13 protein-coding genes are annotated in these 17,508 nt (G+C 70.9%); 4 read left to right on the top strand and 9 right to left on the bottom strand.

Annotated features, from left to right (window positions below):
- Positions 1–319 precede the first annotated feature (319 nt).
- Both D7Y11_RS34605 and D7Y11_RS34610 read left to right on the top strand, forming a co-directional pair.
- Entirely contained in the window at positions 320–1,852 is a 1,533-nt protein-coding gene (locus tag D7Y11_RS34605; RefSeq protein ID WP_120579827.1) for a serine/threonine-protein kinase, read from the top strand.
- Positions 1,821–2,543, top strand: a complete 723-nt coding sequence (locus D7Y11_RS34610; protein ID WP_126935817.1) for a tetratricopeptide repeat protein — start codon at positions 1,821–1,823, stop codon at positions 2,541–2,543. The genes D7Y11_RS34605 and D7Y11_RS34610 overlap by 32 nt, the downstream gene beginning before the upstream one ends.
- A gap of 70 nt (positions 2,544–2,613) precedes the next feature.
- Here the strand turns inward: D7Y11_RS34610 and D7Y11_RS34615 are convergent, their stop codons facing one another.
- The 3 genes from D7Y11_RS34615 to D7Y11_RS34625 form a co-directional block, all read right to left on the bottom strand.
- A complete protein-coding gene (locus tag D7Y11_RS34615; protein ID WP_120579825.1) occupies positions 2,614–3,147 on the bottom strand; it encodes an FHA domain-containing protein in 534 nt (177 codons plus the stop codon).
- A gap of 89 nt (positions 3,148–3,236) precedes the next feature.
- On the bottom strand, positions 3,237–4,091 hold the full coding sequence (locus tag D7Y11_RS34620) for a RimK family alpha-L-glutamate ligase (RefSeq protein WP_121754478.1): 855 nt from the start codon (positions 4,089–4,091) through the stop codon (positions 3,237–3,239).
- 75 nt (positions 4,092–4,166) lie between these two features.
- Complete coding sequence (locus tag D7Y11_RS34625; RefSeq protein ID WP_126935818.1) at positions 4,167–5,774, bottom strand: serine/threonine-protein kinase; 1,608 nt, start codon at positions 5,772–5,774, stop codon at positions 4,167–4,169.
- 238 nt (positions 5,775–6,012) lie between these two features.
- Between D7Y11_RS34625 and D7Y11_RS34630 the strand changes: the two genes are divergently transcribed.
- On the top strand, positions 6,013–10,605 hold the full coding sequence (locus tag D7Y11_RS34630; protein WP_126935819.1) for a lamin tail domain-containing protein: 4,593 nt from the start codon (positions 6,013–6,015) through the stop codon (positions 10,603–10,605).
- Positions 10,606–10,743: 138 nt separating this feature from the next.
- Here the strand turns inward: D7Y11_RS34630 and D7Y11_RS34635 are convergent, their stop codons facing one another.
- From D7Y11_RS34635 to D7Y11_RS34660, 6 genes are all read right to left on the bottom strand, one after another.
- Positions 10,744–11,388 carry a TetR/AcrR family transcriptional regulator gene (locus D7Y11_RS34635; protein ID WP_120579821.1) on the bottom strand — a complete coding sequence of 215 codons (645 nt, stop codon included), beginning with the start codon at positions 11,386–11,388 and terminating at the stop codon, positions 10,744–10,746.
- A gap of 19 nt (positions 11,389–11,407) precedes the next feature.
- Entirely contained in the window at positions 11,408–12,664 is a 1,257-nt protein-coding gene (locus tag D7Y11_RS34640; RefSeq protein WP_120579820.1) for a metallophosphoesterase, read from the bottom strand.
- Positions 12,665–12,780: 116 nt separating this feature from the next.
- A complete protein-coding gene (locus tag D7Y11_RS34645; RefSeq protein ID WP_120579819.1) occupies positions 12,781–13,380 on the bottom strand; it encodes a hypothetical protein in 600 nt (199 codons plus the stop codon).
- 257 nt (positions 13,381–13,637) lie between these two features.
- The gene (locus D7Y11_RS34650) at positions 13,638–14,690 is read right to left on the bottom strand and encodes an alpha/beta hydrolase-fold protein (protein WP_126935820.1); all 1,053 of its coding nucleotides are present in this window, start codon (positions 14,688–14,690) and stop codon (positions 13,638–13,640) included.
- Between the two features lie 98 nt (positions 14,691–14,788).
- Complete coding sequence (locus D7Y11_RS34655) at positions 14,789–15,697, bottom strand: TIGR01777 family oxidoreductase (RefSeq protein WP_126935821.1); 909 nt, start codon at positions 15,695–15,697, stop codon at positions 14,789–14,791.
- Positions 15,694–16,257, bottom strand: a complete 564-nt coding sequence (locus tag D7Y11_RS34660) for a hypothetical protein (protein ID WP_169819896.1) — start codon at positions 16,255–16,257, stop codon at positions 15,694–15,696. The genes D7Y11_RS34655 and D7Y11_RS34660 overlap by 4 nt, the downstream gene beginning before the upstream one ends.
- Before the next feature lie 123 nt (positions 16,258–16,380).
- Here D7Y11_RS34660 and D7Y11_RS34665 point away from each other — a divergent pair, with 123 nt between their 5' ends.
- On the top strand, positions 16,381–17,469 hold the full coding sequence (locus tag D7Y11_RS34665) for a polyprenyl synthetase family protein (protein ID WP_126935822.1): 1,089 nt from the start codon (positions 16,381–16,383) through the stop codon (positions 17,467–17,469).
- Positions 17,470–17,508 lie beyond the last annotated feature (39 nt).

Genomic DNA, 17,508 nt, shown 5'->3' on the forward strand with positions numbered 1-17,508 from the left:
CCCGCCGCCCCCTTCGCGCAGCGGGAACACGAACGGGAACACTCCGCGTGCCCCCCGGTGCCTGACGACCTCCGCCCACGTTGACCCGCCGCATCCAAGCGGCGACCATCGCGCGCTGGGGGATTTGGACGGGAGTGGGCTGTATGGAGAAGTATTTCAATGTCCGTGGACTCAAGGTGTGTGGCCGCCGTACATGCCACCCGTCCATCCGGTACACGGCGGGTGAATCGTCACGTGCCGAAAGTTTTTCCGCTTCGCGCGCGATTGATGCCCTCCCGTGGGTTGCAGGGTCGCCCGGGCATGGAAACCTGATCCCCCCATGGGCACCGACGACCTCTTCGCACACACAGTCCTGTCCGAATCGGGTGACGCCGTGACCGACGGTGGCGGAGCGCCGGTCGTGATGTCGCCGGTCGGACAGGAAGCGCAGGAAGGCGCGGTGCTGGGCAACTACCAGCTGGAGAAGCTGCTGGGCGAAGGGTCCATGGGCCGGGTCTTCCAGGCGCGGCACGTGCGGCTGGGGCGCCAGGTGGCGCTCAAGGTGCTCAAGCCGGAGCACGCGCGGGACAGCTCGTTCGTGCAGCGCTTCTTCCAGGAGGCGCGCACCGTCAATCAGATCAACCACGAGCACATCGTGGAGGTCTTCGACTTCGTGGACGAGTCGCCCGACGGGCACGTCTACTGCGTGATGGAGCTCCTGCGCGGGCAGAGCCTGGCGGCGCTCTTGAAGGAAGAGGGGCTGACGCTGGAGCGCGTGCAGCGCATGGGCGTGCAGGTGTGCGCGGCGCTGGGCGCGGCCCATCAGGTGGGCGTGGTGCACCGGGACATCAAGCCGGACAACCTCTTCATCACGCAGCGCTCCGGGCAGCGGGACTTCGTGAAGGTGTTGGACTTCGGCGTGGCGAAGCTCATCACCACTCAGACGGGCGTGAGCCTCACCGGCACGCTGGACGGGACCATCATCGGCACGCCCGCGTACATGGCGCCGGAGCAGGCCGCGGGGCTGCCGGTGGACGGGCGCGCGGACATCTACGCGGTGGGCAACATCCTCTACGAGATGCTCTCCGGCCACCCGCCCTTCCAGGCGTCTGCCTTCGGGCAGTTGGTGGTGCAGATCATCACCCAGCCGCCGCCGCCGCTGCCGTCGCACCTGCCGTCGGGCGAGCGCGTGCCGCCGGAGCTGGCGGCCCTGGTGATGCGCTGCCTGGCGAAGGAGCCGGAAGGACGGCCCCAGCAACTGGCGGAGGTCACCACGGCGCTGTTGATGATGCCCACCGCGCCGGCCCCGGAGCCGCGCACGGAGGCGCTGGTCGTGGAGGAGGCGGAGCGGCCCACCCTGCGCATGCGCGTGCCGGGCCTGCTGCGCTCCCGGCGGCTCCAGGTGTCCGTGGGGTTGGCGGCGCTCGCGCTGGTGTCCGGCATCACGACTTGGAAGGGGCTGCACTCGATGCGCGCCTCCCATGCCGGGCAGGCTCCGGTGGCGGTGGCGTCCGTCACGGAGTTGGCCGCCGAGGGGACGCCGGTGGCGGGCGCGGCGGATCCGGTGACGCTCACGGTGCACTCGTCGCCGCCGGGCGCGAAGGTGGTGCGCGTGGACACCGGCGAGGAGCTGGGCGTCACGCCGCTGACGAAGGCGCTGAGCCGGAAGGCCGTGCCGCCGCAGCTGCGCGTGGAGCTCACGGGCTACGTGCCACTGGAGCGGGCGGTGGAGCTGAAGCAGGATGCCGCCGCCGCGGAGCTGTCCGTGCCGCTCGTGAAGGCGAGCGCGGGGCCGCGTCGTGCCCCCGCGCGTGCGCCGGGCCGCAAGGGAGGAAGCCGGGATGCGGTCATTGATCCGTTCGCGTCGCAGTGAGCGCAAGGCCCTGAGCCTGGCACTCGCGCTCGCGCTCGGGACGCCGTTCCCGGCGGTGGCGGCGGAGACGACGGCGACCGCCGCGGACGACCCGGCGCGGGAGAAGTTCTCCGAGGGCAACCTGGCGTACGACCTGGGCGAGTTCGACCGGGCGCTCAAGGCCTTCAGCGAGGCGTACCGCCTCAAGCCGCTGCCCGCGTTCCTCTTCAACATCGCGCAGTGCCACCGGCAGCTGAACAACCCGTCGCGCGCGTCCTTCTTCTACCGGCGCTACCTGTCGCTGTCGCAGGGGGAGCCGGCCAACGCGGACGTGGTGCGCGAGCTCGTCGCGGAGATGGACGCGAAGGCGCGCGTCCAGGAGGAGCAGCGCCGGGAGCGCGAACGCTTCGCCAGGGACCGCGAGCTCCAGAAGGCGCGGGAGCAGGCGGCGCTGGCGGAGGCGCGCGCCAACGAGGCGAGGCTCGCCGCGAATCCGTCCGCCGCGCCGGAGAAGAACGGGGCCTCGGAAGCCCTGGCCATGCAGGTGCCGGACGCGTCCGTGAAGACGGAGGCGGGCGCCTCCAAGCCGTGGACGCGCCGCTGGTATGTCTGGGCGGGCGCGGGCGCGGTGGCGCTGCTCGCGGGCGGCGCGGTGTGGGTCGCCACGGCGCCGAATCCCCGGGACACGACGCTCGGCACCGTGGGGCGGTAGGCGGCTTCCAACGCCACCCGGACGTTCACGACACGCTTCCGCGGCGCGGGCGAGGCAGCCCGCGCGGGCCTCAGCGCGGTGGCGGCGCGGCGGCCTGCGCCAGCACCTGCGCGGCGATGCGGCCGATGCGCGCGTGGAACGACGGGGCGTCGTGGAAGGTGAGGCGCACGTCGCCCACCTTCAGCTCGTCGCCCGTGCTCAGGAGGCGCGGTTGTTCCGCCTCCAGCGCCTCGCCGTTCACCGTCACCGGCCGGGACTGCGCCAGCCGCTCCACCTTCCAGCCGCCGTCCGGCGCGGGGTGCAGGGCGAACTGCTCGCGCGACACCGTGGCGTCATTCACCACGAAGGTGTTGTGCGACGCGCGCCCCAGCTTCAGGGGGCCGCGGTCCGCCACCCCCATCAGCTCGAAGCACAGCGCGTCGCCCGCGGGCAGGCAGTCGCGCAGGTCCATCATGGGCAGCCGCGTGGCCGCCACGTTCTGCTCCTCGGGGACGTTCCATGCGCCCGCCTCCCACACCAGCCACGCGTGCGGGTACTTGGCGTTGAACTTCTCTTTGAGTGCCATGTGCTGCCGGATGAGCAGCGAGAGCAACAGGGCTCGCATGGCCCATTCATAACCCCATCCGCCGCTTTCGCGTCGCCCTGACGGCTTCCCAGGTGTCCACGAGTGGGCGAATGGGCCCACCCGAAAGGCTACAACCGGGCAACGACGGCCTTGGCCATCCGCTCCGCCGCGCCCTCGTCCATGGGCAGGAAGAGGCACGGCTCCGTCACCTCCACCTCCTGCAGCCGGGTGCGCCCTTCGTTGTCCGTGGCCACGTCCACGCGCGCGTACAGCAGCCGAGCGCCCCCGGACGCCTCCATCACCTCGTGCGCCAGCTGCTGCTCCGCCGCGTTGTCCGGCGTGAAGCCGTGCGGCTCCGCGAAGCCCCGGGGCGCGGTGGTCAGCGTGGGCGGGCGGCGCACCGCGTGGCTGAAGACGCCGTTGAAGAAGATGTACGAGCGCTCGCCCTCCGTCTCGAAGGCGCGCAGGTAGGGCTGCACCATCACGTCGCCCTCCTTCGCCAGCTCCGCCACCTTCGCGCTCGCGTCGTCCCACTGCTCGCGCCGGACGATGAAGACCTTGAGCCCGCCCGCCGCCACCGCGGGCTTGAGCACCACCGCGTCCCAGCCGCGCTCGCGCGCCGTCGCCGCCACATCCAGCGTCCCGCCGGGCGGCACCCAGACGGTGGGCGTCAGCGGCAGGCCGCGCGCCTCCAGCGTCTTCAGATAGCCCTTGTGCGTGTTCCATCGGAGCACGTCCGCCGGGTTGAACAGGCGCGTGACGCTGCCCACGCGGTCCGCCCAGGCGAGGAACTCCTCGCGGCGCAGGTGGCTGTCCCAGGCGTTGCGCACCACCGCCGCGCGGACGCGGCTCCAGTCCACGGAGGGGTCGTCCCAGATGACCGGCCGCGCGTCCAGGCCCAGCGCCCGCAGCGCGGGCACCAGCGGCGCGTCCAGCGGGTTCATCTGTGGCAGTCCGGCGTAGGTGATGACGGCGATGTCCAAGGCGGCGGGCTCCAGGCGACGGGAAACGCGCCGCGTTCTAACGCGCTCCCGTGCCCCGTGCAGCCACGCCCCGCGTCACGCCAGGCGCGCGAGGGATGGCTTCCCCACGGCCGCCGTCTCCACGGTCTCCTGCGTCCGCTGCTCTGTCAGCGCCTTCGCCTCGCGCGCCACCCGCCCCAGCTCTCCCTGGCCGTGAGGGAAGGGGGCCGCGGGGCCGTCCAGCGCCAGCAACTGCTGCCGCAGCGCCGCGCCGTTGGGCGTGCGCTTCTCCGGGTCCTTCTGGAGCAGCTGCATGACGATGAGGTCCAACGCCAGCGGCACCGCGGGGTTGAGCTGCGAGGGCGGGACGACCTCCTGGTCCACCGCCGCGCGCAGCAGCACCTCCTCCGAGTGGCCGCTCAGCGCGCGCCGGCCGGTGAGGGCTTCATGCAGCGTGAGCCCCAGGGCGAAGAGGTCCGCTCTCCCGTCGATGTCCTTGCCCATGGCCTGCTCCGGCGCCATGTAGCCCAGCTTGCCGCGCACGCTGCCGGCCACCGTGAGGTTCGCGCGCATCGCGTCCCGCGCGATGCCGAAGTCCGACAGCTTCACCTCGCCAATGCGAGACACCAGGATGTTGGGCGGGTTCAGGTCGCGGTGGACCAGCCGCAGGGGCACGCCGTCCGCGCTGGTGCGCCGGTGCAGGTAGTCCAGCGCGCCCGCCAGCTCCGCGGCCAGGAACGTCGCGGCGGACACGGGCAGCGGCCGGCGGTTCTGCGGCTTGAGCAGCGCGCTCAGGGGCAGCCCGTCCACGTACTCCATGGCCAGGAAGTAGGTGCCGCCGTGGCGGCCCAGGTCGAACACCTGGACGATGTTGGGGTGGTAGAGCGACGAGCACAGCTCCGCCTCGCGCCGGAACATGGTCACGAACGCCGCGTCGTCCGCGTACGACGGCAGGATGCGCTTCAAGGCCACCTGCTTCTCGAAGCCGCCCTCCGGCGAGTACGTGGCCCGGTACACCTCCGCCATGCCGCCCGCGCCCACGCGCTCATGCAGCACGTACTTGCCCATGACCTCCTGTTCGCGCAGCGCCGCGAGCGCGCTCCGCGTGCGCTCCAGGAAGTGCCGCGCCAGCGTCGCCGTCAGCGCGCCGGTGGCCACGAAGAAGAACGCGCGCACGCAGATGAACAGCGGCCCCAGCGTGACGAGCGGCTCCTCTGGCAACAGCGGCCGCACGAAGCCGAAGTAGAGCCCCAGGTACTCCGCCGCCACCAGCGCGCCCGCGGCCAGCCCCAGGCGCGGGTTGCTGCGCAGGCCCGCCAGCGTCACCAGCGTGCCCCAGATGACCAGCGTGGGCGCGGTGAGCGCGTAGACGGGGCCCTTGAAGTGCAGGTCGAACGCCAGCACCACCGCCGGGATGCTCACTTCAATGAAGACGTTCAGCCACGGGATGGCCGGGTGGAACGCGCCGGAGCGCAACACCCACCACATGCAGCCGTAATAGCCCGACAGCACCGCGGACAGCCCCATCAGCGCCAGCGTCAGGTCCCAGCCCATCGCGGGCCCCAGCGCCGCGGCCACCACCACGCAGATGGCGGACAGGATGCTCATGAAGCGCGCCACGGACAGCTCCCGGGCCTGCGCGTCCCGCCGCAGATGCGAGTCCAGGAAGCGCGACACGGTGCTGGATGGATTCCGGGTAATCATGTCCCCCCACTCTAGAACGTGGCAGGACGCGTCATCCGCCTGCTCCCCCACACGTTGGGTGTGCTCCTACCATACCTTCCGCCACACGGAAGGCCCTTGGAGCCCCACGAAGTGGACTTCAGGGGTCAGGTATCGCTGAAATGTTGCACCCCCGTCCCAGGCGGCATGCGAGGCACGGGGGGCTTTCCTCGTCGCACCCGTTCTTTCTTCACGGCACTGCCTTCGGGCAGGAGGCTTCATGCGCAGCTCCCCCCGTTTATTGCTGGCCGCCCTGGGCGCGGTCCTTCTGTTGGGCAGTGCCTGCAGTTCAGATCCAGAGGTCAATGCGGTCTGTGGTGACGGAAAGAGGGAAGGCGCCGAGCAGTGCGATGACGGCAACACCCAGGGTGGAGACGGGTGCGAAGCGAACTGCACCCTCCCGGGTACGAAGTGTGGTGACGGCGTCAAGGCACCCACGGAGGCGTGCGACGACGGCAACACCACGGGTGGAGACGGGTGTGAGGCGGACTGTACCGTCACGACCACCCAGACGGTTCAGTGTTGGGCCACGCCTCCCGCGCCGCTGGCGAACGGCGCCACCTGTGAGGTGACGAAGGCGGGCACGGCGGGCAAGCTCTTCACGGGCATCGTGCTCAAGGACGGCCAGACGCTGGTGGGCGGCCAGGTGCTGGTGGACGCCCAGGGCGTCATCACCTGCTCCGAGTGTGACTGCTCGAAGGCGGCCGGCGCCGCGGAGGCCACGGTGGTGACGTGCCCCACGGGCGTCATCTCCCCGGGACTCATCAACCCGCACGACCACATCACCTACCCGGGCTCGCCGCTGGCGGGCACCAGCGTGGAGCGCTACGAGCACCGCCACGACTGGCGCACGGGCAAGAACAATCACACCGCGCTGGACAACAAGGCCAACCCGAAGGCGGACGCGATCCGCTGGTCGGAATTGCGCCAGGTGATGGCGGGCACCACCTCCATCGCGGGCGCGGGCGGGCAGCTCGGTTTCCTGCGCAACCTGGACGTGTCCGCCGCCGCTCAGCAGGAGGGCCTGGCCGAGCCGTACGCGGACTCGGACACCTTCCCGCTGGGTGACAGCAACGGCACCACGCTGACGGATTCCTGCTCCTACTCCTCGTTCCCGTCCTCGGCGACCATCACCGGCCGCACGTCCGCGTACCTGCCGCACATCGCGGAGGGCATCGCGTCCACGGCGCAGAACGAGTTCCGCTGCCTGTCCACGGGCGCCGGCAACGTGCTGTTCCCGCGCTCGGCCATCATCCACGGCGTGGGCCTCACCGCGGTGGAGATTTCGCAGATGGTGGCGCACGGCACGGGCCTGGTCTGGTCGCCGCGCTCCAACATCTCGCTGTACGGCGACACGGCGATGGTGACGACCTACAAGCGGATGGGCGCCTCCATCTCCCTGGGGACCGACTGGATCCGCTCCGGCTCCATGAACATCCTGCGCGAGCTGGCCTGCGCGGACCACCTCAACACCACGCGCTACGCCAACACCTTCACGGACGAGGACCTGTGGCGCATGGTCACGGCCAACGCCGCGGACGTGGTGGACGTCTATGAGCGCGTGGGCCGCATCGCCCCGGGCAAGATGGCGGACCTGGCCATCTTCCGCGTGGGCGCGAACGCTGCCTCGCCGTTCCGCGCGGTCATCACCGCGCAGCCGCAGGACGTGGTGCTGACGGTGCGCGGCGGCAAGCCGCTCTTCGGTGACCAGGCGCTGGTGGACGGCCTCAAGGGCACGGACGCCTGTGACGCGCTGGACGTGTGCGGCACCCAGAAGGCCGCGTGCGTGAAGTCGGAGATTGGCAAGACGCTGGCGGAGTTCCAGGGCTCCCCGGACACCCAGGGCCTCTACCCGCTGTTCGCGTGCGGCACCCCGCAGAACGAGCCCACCTGCGAGCCTTCTCGCAGCGCAGTGAACACCAGCTTCCCGGCGGCCGCCGTCAACGGCTCCACTGTCTACACGGGCGTGTCGAGCGCGGCGGACGCGGACGCGGACGGCATCGAGGATTCCATCGACAACTGCCCCGCCATCTTCAACCCCGTGCGTCCCATGGACAACGGGCGGCAGCTGGACACGGATGGCGACGGCGTGGGTGACGCGTGTGACCCGTGCCCCCTGGAGGCCGGCACCACCGCGTGCCAGGCCTTCCGCGGCGATGACGACGACCACGACGGCGTGGCCACCTGGAAGGACAACTGCCCCTTCGTGGCCAACGCGGACCAGAAGGACACGGACGGCGACGGCAAGGGCGACCTGTGCGACGGCTGCCCGAATGACGCGGCCACGTGCTCGGTCGCGGACCCCTCCGACTTCGACTACGACGGCATCACCAGCGCCACCGACAACTGCCCGCTCGTGGCCAACCCGGACCAGAAGGACACGGACGGCGACGGCGTGGGCGATGCGTGCGACGCGTGCCCGGTGGCCAACCCCGCCGGCGCCGCGTGCGCCACCACCGTCTACGACGTGAAGGTGACGCCCCGCTTCGGCAACCAGTCGCTGGTGGGCTCCAAGGTGGCGGTGGACGACGTGGTGGTGACCGCGGTGGATGCGAAGGCGGCCAATGGCTACTGGGTGCAGGTGGCGAACTACCCGGCGGGCAAGGGCGCGGAGAACTCCGGCCTCTTCATCTACAGCCCCAAGGCCGACGTCGCGGTGGGCGACAACATCCGCGTGGAGGGCCTGCTGAAGGACTACTTCGGCCTGCTGGAGGTGACTGACGGCAAGGTGACGAAGCACAGCGCGGCCAACCCGCTGCCGGCTCCGGTGGTGGTGCGCACGGAGGACATCCGCACCAATGGCCCGAAGGCGAAGGCGCTGGAGGGCGCGCTGGTGGAGGTCCGCAACGTCTTCACCACCCGCCTGGAGAACACCAACCGCGAGTTCATCGTGGACGAGAACAAGGCCGGCACTCCGGCGTCCTCGGGCCTGATGGTGGACGACCAGGCCTTCGCCTATCCCACGCAGGTGCTGGGCACGGAGTACATCACGCTGCGCGGCGTGCTCACGTTCGGCTTCAGCGACCACAAGGTCCTGCCCCGGAGCGCGGCCGACATGGTCATCCCGCTGCCGCCCCTGCCGGCGCTGACGGCCTTCGCGTCCGGCGGCTTCGCGCGCGTGGGCGGCACCCAGGCGATTCCGCAGCCCCTCACCGTGACGATGGCGAACGCCTACCCGGTGGACGTCACCGTGACCATTTCCTCCAGCGACGCGGCGGCCCTGTCCGCGGTGGGCGGGCAGATGGTGATTCCGGCCGGCCAGACGAGCGCCACGGTTGCGCTGGACGCGAAGGCGGCGGCGGCCTCGGTGACCCTCACCGCGACGCTGGGCACGTCCAGCCTGACGACCGCGCTGCGCGTGCTGGGGGCGGGCGAGTCGGTCATCGCCACGGACCTCACCCCGGCGACGGCGGCGGTGGCGCCCGGCGGCACCTTGCGCTTCACCGTGACGTTCGACCGGCCGGTGCCGGAGGGAACGACGCTGAACGCGACCGTGTCGCCCGCGGGCTTCGGCACCATCACGGCCGAGAACGTGACGGCGGACGCGCTGACGGCGACCTTCGACCTGACCGTGGATGAGAGCAGCACCGGGACCGGCATGGTGGCGGCGGGCGGGCTGGGCGCCACGGTGAACGTCATTACGGATGTGCCGCGGCTTGCATCGCTCACCCCGTCCCCCGCCACGGTGAACGCGGGCGCGCAGCAGGTGTTCACGGTGACGCTGGCGTCCATTCCGGTCGAGCCCGTGCAGGTGCTGCTGGCGCTGACCTCGCCGGCCACGCCCTTCGGCGCGCTGTCCGCCACGTCGGTGACGGTGGGCGCGGGCGAGACGACGGCGACGGTGACGTTCACCGCCGCCGCGGAGGGAGAGGGGACGGGCGCGGTGTCCGCCTCGCTCAACGGCATCACGCGCTCGGCGCAGCTGACCGTGCTGCCTCCTCCCGCGAAGCTCGCCAGCGTCACGCCGGGCACGGCGACGGTGACGGTGGGCACGACGCAGACGTTCACCGTCACGCTGGACCGCAAGGCCCCCGCGGGCGGCGCGGCCGTGGATGTGGCGTTCAGGCCCGCGGAGCTGGGCTCGCTGGCGGCCACGACGGTGACGGTGCCGGAAGGTCAGACGACCGCCACGGTCGTCTTCACCGCCACCGAGGCCACGGGCGAAGGCCAGCTCACCGCGTCCTACCAGGGCGTGACGAAGGAGGCGGCCGTGACGGTGGCCGCGCCCCAGGGCCATGTGGTCATCAGCGAGCTGGCCCCCGGGGGCCCGGGTGGCGCGGACGACGAGTTCGTCGAGCTCTACAACCCGACCAATGCGGAAGTGGATATCGGCGGCTGGAGGCTGCAGTACATGAAGGCAACCACCGGCACGTCCTATTCGGGCAACTTCGAGATTCCCGCTGGCTCGAAGATCGCGGCGCATGGCTTCTTCCTTGTGACGAACGCCAAGTACGTCGGCTCCGTGACGAGTAACGCGAGCTGGGGCTCGGCCTTCTCCATGGCGGCCGCGGGCGGGCACATCCGCATCGGGCCCTCGACGCTCGGCACGGGCGCTTCGGAGACGGCGGTGGACAAGGTCGGCTACGGGACCGCGGACCAGGCGGAAGGCAAGAGCCCCGTCCCCGGGACCATCGCCAACGGCGGCAGCGTGGAGCGCAAGGCCCGGGCGTCGTCCACCGCCGCGACCATGGGCGTGGGCGGCGCGGACGAGCTCGCTGGCAACGGCCAGGACTCCGACGACAACGCGGCGGACTTCGTGCAGCGCACGGCGCGTCAGCCGCAGAACGCGTCGAGCCCCACCGAGATGCCGTAGTCCCGGCATCCCGCCCCGCTCCCCTCACCGGGGGGAGCGGGGACTGAAGCCTCCCTGAAATGAAAAACGCCCGGTCCCCTCACATGGGGGACCGGGCGTCTGTTCTTCCGGGCCGCCCGGCCCGGTGGGGTCAGCGCATCAGCCCATGGGGCCGCGCACGTGGAGGCCGCCGGAGAGGATCTGATCCAGCGACGCCATCAGCGGGTCGTAGTTCACGGCGGCGCGGAACAGGTTGTGGTGCAGCAGGATGCCCAGGTAGCCGCCCATCATCGTGTGGGCCATGTGCAGCGGGTCCACCTCCTGGCGGAACTCATTGCGCTTCTGGCCGAAGCGGATCATCCCCGCCAGCACCGCCACGTAGAGGGAAATCTTGTCGCGCAGCGCCTCCGCCACGCGGTCGTTGGACTCCGCGGACTCGGCGGACAGCATCCCGAAGAAGATGCCGTATTCGCGGTGGTAGCGCAGGAACTGCGACGTGCGCGACACCACGAACACCAGCTGCTCCCGGCCGGACAAGATGCGGCGCTCGGCGAGCAGCGGCGCGAACTCCATCAGGTAGCGCTGATGCAATTCATCGATGGCCGCCAGGAGCAGGTCTTCCTTTGTAGGAAAATGCCAGTAAAGCGCGCCCGGCGTCATCCGGATGGCTTTCGCCAGGTCCGACATCGTCGTCGACAGGTAGCCCCGCCGAGCGAACAAATTGATGGCGGCCTCCAGGATTTCGACCCGCGTTCGCGCGGCCCGCTCCTGTTTGATTTCGCGCTTCGCTGGTTCCTTGCTCATTTCCGGGTAAATCTACACCTCACGCCAGGAGCGTCACCTTAACGATTTCAGACGGCGCGGCGACGCGAAGGGGTGGGCCCCAGAAACCGGTGCCCCGGCTGACATAGAGGTGGTTGTCGCCTTCCTGGAAGAGGCCGGCGTCGTGCTTCCAGATGGCGGAGACGGCGACGGTGAACGGGAAGAACTGCCCGCCGTGAGTGTGTCCGGACAGTTGCAAGCCCATGCCCGCCTTCGCGGCGACATCCCAATTGGATGGTTGGTGTGCGAGCAGCACCGCGGCGTGGTCCGGATTCCGGCCCTGGAGGGCGGCGTCCAGGTTGTAGCCCTTGGGCCCGTTGCGCATGGACCAGTCGTCCACGCCCACCAGGTCGAACGCGCCGCCCGCGTCGCCAATCGTCACGTGACGATTGCGCAACACGGTGACGCCCAGGCCGGTGAGCGCGTCCGCCCAGGTGCTGGCGTTCCAGTAGTACTCGTGGTTGCCGGTGATGAAGTGCGTGCCCGCGCGCGCCTGGAGGTTCTGGAGCGCGGCGACGGAGTGGCGCAGGTCCGCCACCGTGCCGTCCACCAGGTCGCCGGTGATGGCGACCAGGTCCGGCTTGAGCGCGTTGGCCCGCCGCACCAGCTCGTCCATGAAGCGCCGCTGGATGACGGGGCCCACGTGGATGTCGCTCATGTGGACGAGGGTGAAGCCATCCAGCGCCTTGGGCAGGCCGGGCAGCCGCACCGCGACCTCGTTGACCACGGGCGGATGGAAGGCGCTCCACATGCCGTAGCCGGTGAGGCCGCCCGCCGCGAGCACCGCGCCGCCCGCGGTGGCCCGCGAGAGGAACAACCGGCGCGCTTCGTCCACGGGGGGCACGGCGGGAGGCGGGGGCGGCACGGTGACGGCCAGGTCCGACAGGGACGGCGGCGTGGCGGGGTCCGGCGCGGGCGTGGCGAGCGGCGCGGCGACGCCCCGGTGGCCACGCGTGCGCGCCACGAGCCAGCGCACCGCGCCCAGCAGCGCCAGGGAGAGCAGCAGGTAGACGGCGACGCCCATCCACGTCCACGCGGCCACGGCGACGATGAACGCGGAGGGGATGATGCGCGTCACCACCCAGGACAGCAGCAGCGGCACGCACAGCGCCGTCAGCAGCACCTTGCCGGCGGTGCGCCAGGCGCGGTTCGTGGACGTGTCGCGGAAGAGGCGCCGGTACAGGTAGACGTGGACGTAGACCGACGCGACGCTGACGAGGAGGATGAACAGGATGATGCGCAACGGGCTTTCCACCATGGGAGGCCCATCCTCGCGCGCACGCGCCACGGCGCAACCGGCATGCGCGTGAAGAAGCGTGAAGCGGCAAGGGAACTCCGAGCCTGGAGCCTGGAGCCTGGGAGCCCGGCTGCTGGCTACTTGCTGCGGGTGCCCAGCGCGGCGCCGATCTGCTGCCACTCCTGGGCGTAGGTGCCACGGGAGAAGGCGCGCAGGTCGTCGCCGGTCACCGTGCCGCGGGAGAGCGCCGTGTCGAGCGCCTTCACGATGGCGTTCTTGTGCGGCTGCTCCACGTACGGGTTGTCCTCGCGGAAGACCTCGCCGAAGAGCGACTCCAGGCGGCCGTCCTGCTTCAGCCGCTCCACGATGCGGTTCTGCGACACGGGCGCGTCCGCGTGCGCGTGCAGCATGGCGGAGGCGATGCCGCTCTGCGCATCCGCGTCCGGGAACTCCTCCAGGAGCCCCAGCTCCATGTCCGCCTGGGCGATGGACTCCGCGTCCGCCGGCGAGGGCGGGGCCTTCACGGCCTGGGTCTGCGGAGGCGTGGGGCGCCCGGTGGTGGGGCGCGCGGGCTCGAAGTCGCTGCGGCCCTGGAAGGAGCGCACGTTGGGGTTGGCGGGCGTCCGGCCCTGGGCTCCCGGCTTGCTGTCGCGCGTGACGTCGCTCCGCTCGGACCGCTCGAACTCCGAGCGCTTCGGGGGAATGGACGGGCGATTGCCACCATCGACGCGAGACATGAGGGGACTCCAGGCGCGGGGGAAGGCCCGTCGCGGTACTCGCTCCGGGTTGCGCACCTACATCTGTTATCGGGCCGTCCTTCCCCAGGGTTGCGTAGCCCCCCAGTCCACAGGCCCTGTCCGGCCGCCCGCATGCCGCGTCAGAGCCCCCTCTCAATCCTGGATCATCCGGCCTTGGCCGCCTTCCTTCCCGGCCAACCCCTTGATTCCAGGGGGCTTTCATCCCGGACGGAAATCCGGCGCTTCGCCGCGATGCGTCACCCAGGGGTCGAGAAGATTTCTTCAAGGCCGGCCGGGAGGCTGGTCTGCCACGCGGGGTAATTATGGCCCCCGCTGTAGGTCCGGTACATGGCGCGGTGCCCGGCCGCCTGGAGGAGGGGCAGGAGGCGCTGGTTGCCGTCCTGGAGGCCCTCGAAGCGGCCGCAGTCCATCCAGACATGGAGGGGCGGCTGGGCGGTGCGCCGGGCCAGGTCGAAGACGACCATGTCGGTGCCTTCGATGGAGAAGGCGCCGGACTGGGACAGGACGCGGCCGAAGACGTGCGGCAGGCGTTGGGCCACGTAGAGCGCCATGAGGCCGCCCAGCGACGAGCCCAGCACCGCGTGCGCGCCCGGGGTGCGCTGCTCATCCACCAGCGACAGGTGCTCGCGGGCCAGGGGGAGCACGTGCTGGTGCAGGAAGGCGACGGTGGCCTCGCTGCACGCGTACTCGAGGGTGCGGGCCGGGCCGCCGTTGGCCACGAAGGCCATGGCCACCGGGCGCATGCGGCCCGCGGCGATCAGGTTGTCCACCACCACGGGCAGCTGGACGCGCTGGAGGTAGTCGTCGCCGTCCAGCACCACCACGAGCGGCACGGGTCCTTTCACGGGCGGCGCGTAGAGGGCCACCGCGCGCTTCTTGCCCACGGCGCACTCGTGCGTCGCCAGCTGGTGCCGTGTCACGCGGCCCCTGGGCACGTTCCGGATGCGCTTGCCCAGCGGCGTCGCTTCGCCCTTCGGCATCCAGAAGCAGTGGTTGAAGTCGCCGAAGCCGTTGTCGGAGCGGCGCGGGTTGAAGGCGTCGCGCACGCGGCGGCCCTTCGCGTCCTGGAGCGCGTATTCGACGTAGGCGTCCTCGGGCAGCGCCAGCGAGCGCGCCCACAGCCCCTTGCCCACGCGCTCCAGCGGCAGGGGCGTGCCGCGCCAGTCCTGGAAGTCTCCCTGGAGGAAGACCTGCCGGGGGCCCTTCCACACGAAGGTGGCGGTGTCTCCGTCGATGAGCGGCGTGCCCTCTTTGCGTGCGCGGGCTTCCAGCGTCCGGGTGTCGTCCATGCGTGGCGCGCACTGTATGCACTGCGCCTGGAGCCTGGGATGGGGAGCGTGGCTGACGTGGATCCGCGTCCACCCGCGGACATCACGCTTGCGGCCGCTCAGGGCGACAGCAGGTCGCGCAGCGCTCCGGTCAGGTCGGGGTAGCGGAACTGGAAGCCCGCCTCCAGCGCGCGCCGGGGCATCACCCGCTGGCCCTCCAGCGCCACGCGCGCCATCTCCCCGAAGCGCGCCTTGAGGACCAACCCCGGCACCGACAGCGCCGCGGGCCGCTCCAGCACCGCGCCCAGCATGTGCGCGAAGGTCGCGTTGGTGACGGGCTCCGGTGATGTGGCGTTCACCGGGCCGGACATCGCGGCGTGCTCCAGCGCGAAGCGCATCAACTGGAAGAGGTCTTCTCTGTGCACCCAGCTGACGTACTGCTGGCCGTTGCCCACCTTCGCGCCCGCGCCCATGCGGAACACCGGCAGCATCCGGTGCAGCACGCCGCCCGCCGGGTGCAGCACCACGCCGATGCGCAGGCGCACGGTGCGGATGCCCGCTTCCTCCGCGCGCAGGGCTTGCGCTTCCCAGTCCTGGCACACGTGGGCGAGGAAGTCGTCGCCGGGCGGGTCCTCCTCCGTGAGCGTCTGTCCCGCCCGGGCGCCGCCGTAGAAGCCCACCGCCGACGCGCAGACGAAGTGCCGCACGCTGCCTGCCTGCTTCATCGCCTCCACCAGCACGCGCGTGCCCTCCACGCGGCTGAGGTGGATGCGGTGCTTCGCTTCATGCGTCCAACGTTGGTCCACCGGCTCCCCGGCCAGGTGCACCACGCCTTCCGCGCCCGCGAGCGCGTCCGGCGACAGCGGCGTGCTCCCATCGAAATAGGAGCCCGTGACTCCGGCGGGCAGCCGGCCGAGCGCGTGTTCCACGTTCCGGCTGAGCACGTGCACCGTGTGGCCGGCCTCCAACAAACCTTGGACAAGGCCTGGACCGAGGAAGCCGGTGGCGCCCGTGCAGGTCACCCTCAAGGGTGGGCCTCCTTTTCTCGGTCAGCGGTCAGGTCCTGGCCCACCAGCTCACTCAGGGCGGTGAAGAAGCGGGCCTGCTCCTCCGGCTTCATGCGCCCGGAGTGGCGGTAGACCGGCGCGCCCTCCGCGTCCAGCAGCATCACGGTGGACGTCTTGGTGGGCAGCTTCAAGGGCTCCTGGCCCAGGGTGCCCTTCAGGTCCACCAGGATGGGCACGCCAGCCTTCTTCTCCTCGTCACGCACGTACGACAGGGCGATCCCCCGCGCGGGAAAGAAGTCGTATTTCTCCAGATTGGCCACCGCGACCACGAACGCACTCTGCAGAAGGCCGCGCTCGCGTCCCCGGGTGAACAGCTCCGCCTTCAGGGGGGCGTTGAGTGTCGTGGAGTCCTTGTCCTCGTAGAAGAGGATGACGGGTTTCCCACGCCAGCGGGCCAGCTGAACCCTCTCTCCGCTGCTGGTGCTTAACGTCGCGTCCACGGGCTCTGGATCCGGGGCGGCGCCACCCGCGCTCCCCGCCGCCAGGGTCACCGTCAACGCGCCTGCGATCCACGCCTTCATCAGGGAGCCTCCGTGTACAAGGTTTTTGAAAACCTTAGACATAGCCTTGACAATCTCTGGACGCAAACGCTACCTCTAGGTGAGAAGGCTGCCGCCGTGCTCCCGACTTCGGAGATTCGCTGTATGGCCACCCTGCTTCCCAACGTGCAGCAGACCTCCGCCGGAGCAGCACACCCTGAACAAGCCTGGTTGCAGCTCGTGCAGGCGCAGGTGGAGGCCGCGCTCGCGCAGCTGTTCGAGCTGCCGGACGAGCAGGCCCTGGACGCACGTTGGACACACGCGGCGGCGCAGGCGAGGGCCTATGCGCTGCGGCCGGCGAAGCGGCTGAGGCCGGCGCTGGTTCTGGCGGGGCACGGGCTGGCGCGTGGGAGCACCTCGGTGCCGCCGGGGCTGTGGCGCTTCGCCGCGGGGCTGGAGCTCTTGCACACGTTCCTGCTCATCCACGACGACGTGGCGGATCAGGCGGAGCTGCGGCGGGGCGGGCCGGTGCTGCACCGGATGCTGGCTCCGGGTCGTCCGGGCGAGGACCTGGCGGTGGTGATGGGGGACCACCTCTTCGCGCGCTCGCTGGAGGCGATGCTGGAGTCGGGGTTGACGGGAGCGTCGAGCGTGGCGCGCTACTACCTGGGCGTGTGCCGGCACACGGCGGCGGGGCAGTACCTGGACCTGGACCTGGCGCGCGTGCCGCTGGCGGAGATGACGCTCTTCCAGACGCTGCGCGTGGCGCACCTCAAGACGGCGCGCTACGGCTTCTGCGCCCCGCTGGTGTGCGGCGCGATGCTGGGCGGCGCGGACGCGGGGCTGTTGGAGGGCCTGGAGCGGGTGGGGCGCTCGGTGGGGCTCGCGTACCAGCTGCGCGACGACCTCATCGGTCTGTTCGGCGACGCGGCCGTGGCGGGCAAGGCATCCGACGGCGACTTCGTGCAGGCCAAGCGCACCTTCCCGGTGGTGGCCGCGTACGTGCGCGCCACGCCCGAGGGCCGCGAGGAATTGGAGCAGCTGTGGGCGCTGCCGGTGGAGTGCAAGGACGACGCGGCGCTCGCCCGTGCGCGGGAGCTGGTGGAGCACTTCGGCGGCCGTGCGGCGTGTGAGCGCGCGGTGGAGCGGGCGTCGCGTTCGGCGCGGCGGAGCCTGCAGGCGCTGCCCAACCCCCATGGCCTGAGGGATTTGCTGGATGCCCTCATCACCCGGCTGTCGCGTCGCGCTTCCTGAGGACACCGTCATGAGCGCACAGGGCAAGCGGGTGGTGGT

The organism is Corallococcus sp. AB018, assembly GCF_003986945.1.
GTDB classification, from domain to species: Bacteria; Myxococcota; Myxococcia; order Myxococcales; family Myxococcaceae; genus Corallococcus; species Corallococcus exiguus.

Bases quoted from the DNA above. Each gene is read 5' to 3' on its own strand.
- D7Y11_RS34640 (WP_120579820.1), bottom strand. From the start codon at position 12,664: ATGGTGGAAAGCCCGTTGCGCATCATCCTGTTCATCCTCCTCGTCAGC.
- D7Y11_RS34650 (WP_126935820.1), bottom strand. From the start codon at position 14,690: ATGGACGACACCCGGACGCTGGAAGCCCGCGCACGCAAAGAGGGCACG.
- D7Y11_RS34605 (WP_120579827.1), top strand. From the start codon at position 320: ATGGGCACCGACGACCTCTTCGCACACACAGTCCTGTCCGAATCGGGT.
- D7Y11_RS34625 (WP_126935818.1), bottom strand. From the start codon at position 5,774: ATGATTACCCGGAATCCATCCAGCACCGTGTCGCGCTTCCTGGACTCG.
- D7Y11_RS34615 (WP_120579825.1), bottom strand. From the start codon at position 3,147: ATGCGAGCCCTGTTGCTCTCGCTGCTCATCCGGCAGCACATGGCACTC.
- D7Y11_RS34660 (WP_169819896.1), bottom strand. From the start codon at position 16,257: ATGAAGGCGTGGATCGCAGGCGCGTTGACGGTGACCCTGGCGGCGGGG.
- D7Y11_RS34635 (WP_120579821.1), bottom strand. From the start codon at position 11,388: ATGAGCAAGGAACCAGCGAAGCGCGAAATCAAACAGGAGCGGGCCGCG.
- D7Y11_RS34630 (WP_126935819.1), top strand. From the start codon at position 6,013: ATGCGCAGCTCCCCCCGTTTATTGCTGGCCGCCCTGGGCGCGGTCCTT.
- D7Y11_RS34610 (WP_126935817.1), top strand. From the start codon at position 1,821: ATGCGGTCATTGATCCGTTCGCGTCGCAGTGAGCGCAAGGCCCTGAGC.
- D7Y11_RS34645 (WP_120579819.1), bottom strand. From the start codon at position 13,380: ATGTCTCGCGTCGATGGTGGCAATCGCCCGTCCATTCCCCCGAAGCGC.
- D7Y11_RS34665 (WP_126935822.1), top strand. From the start codon at position 16,381: ATGGCCACCCTGCTTCCCAACGTGCAGCAGACCTCCGCCGGAGCAGCA.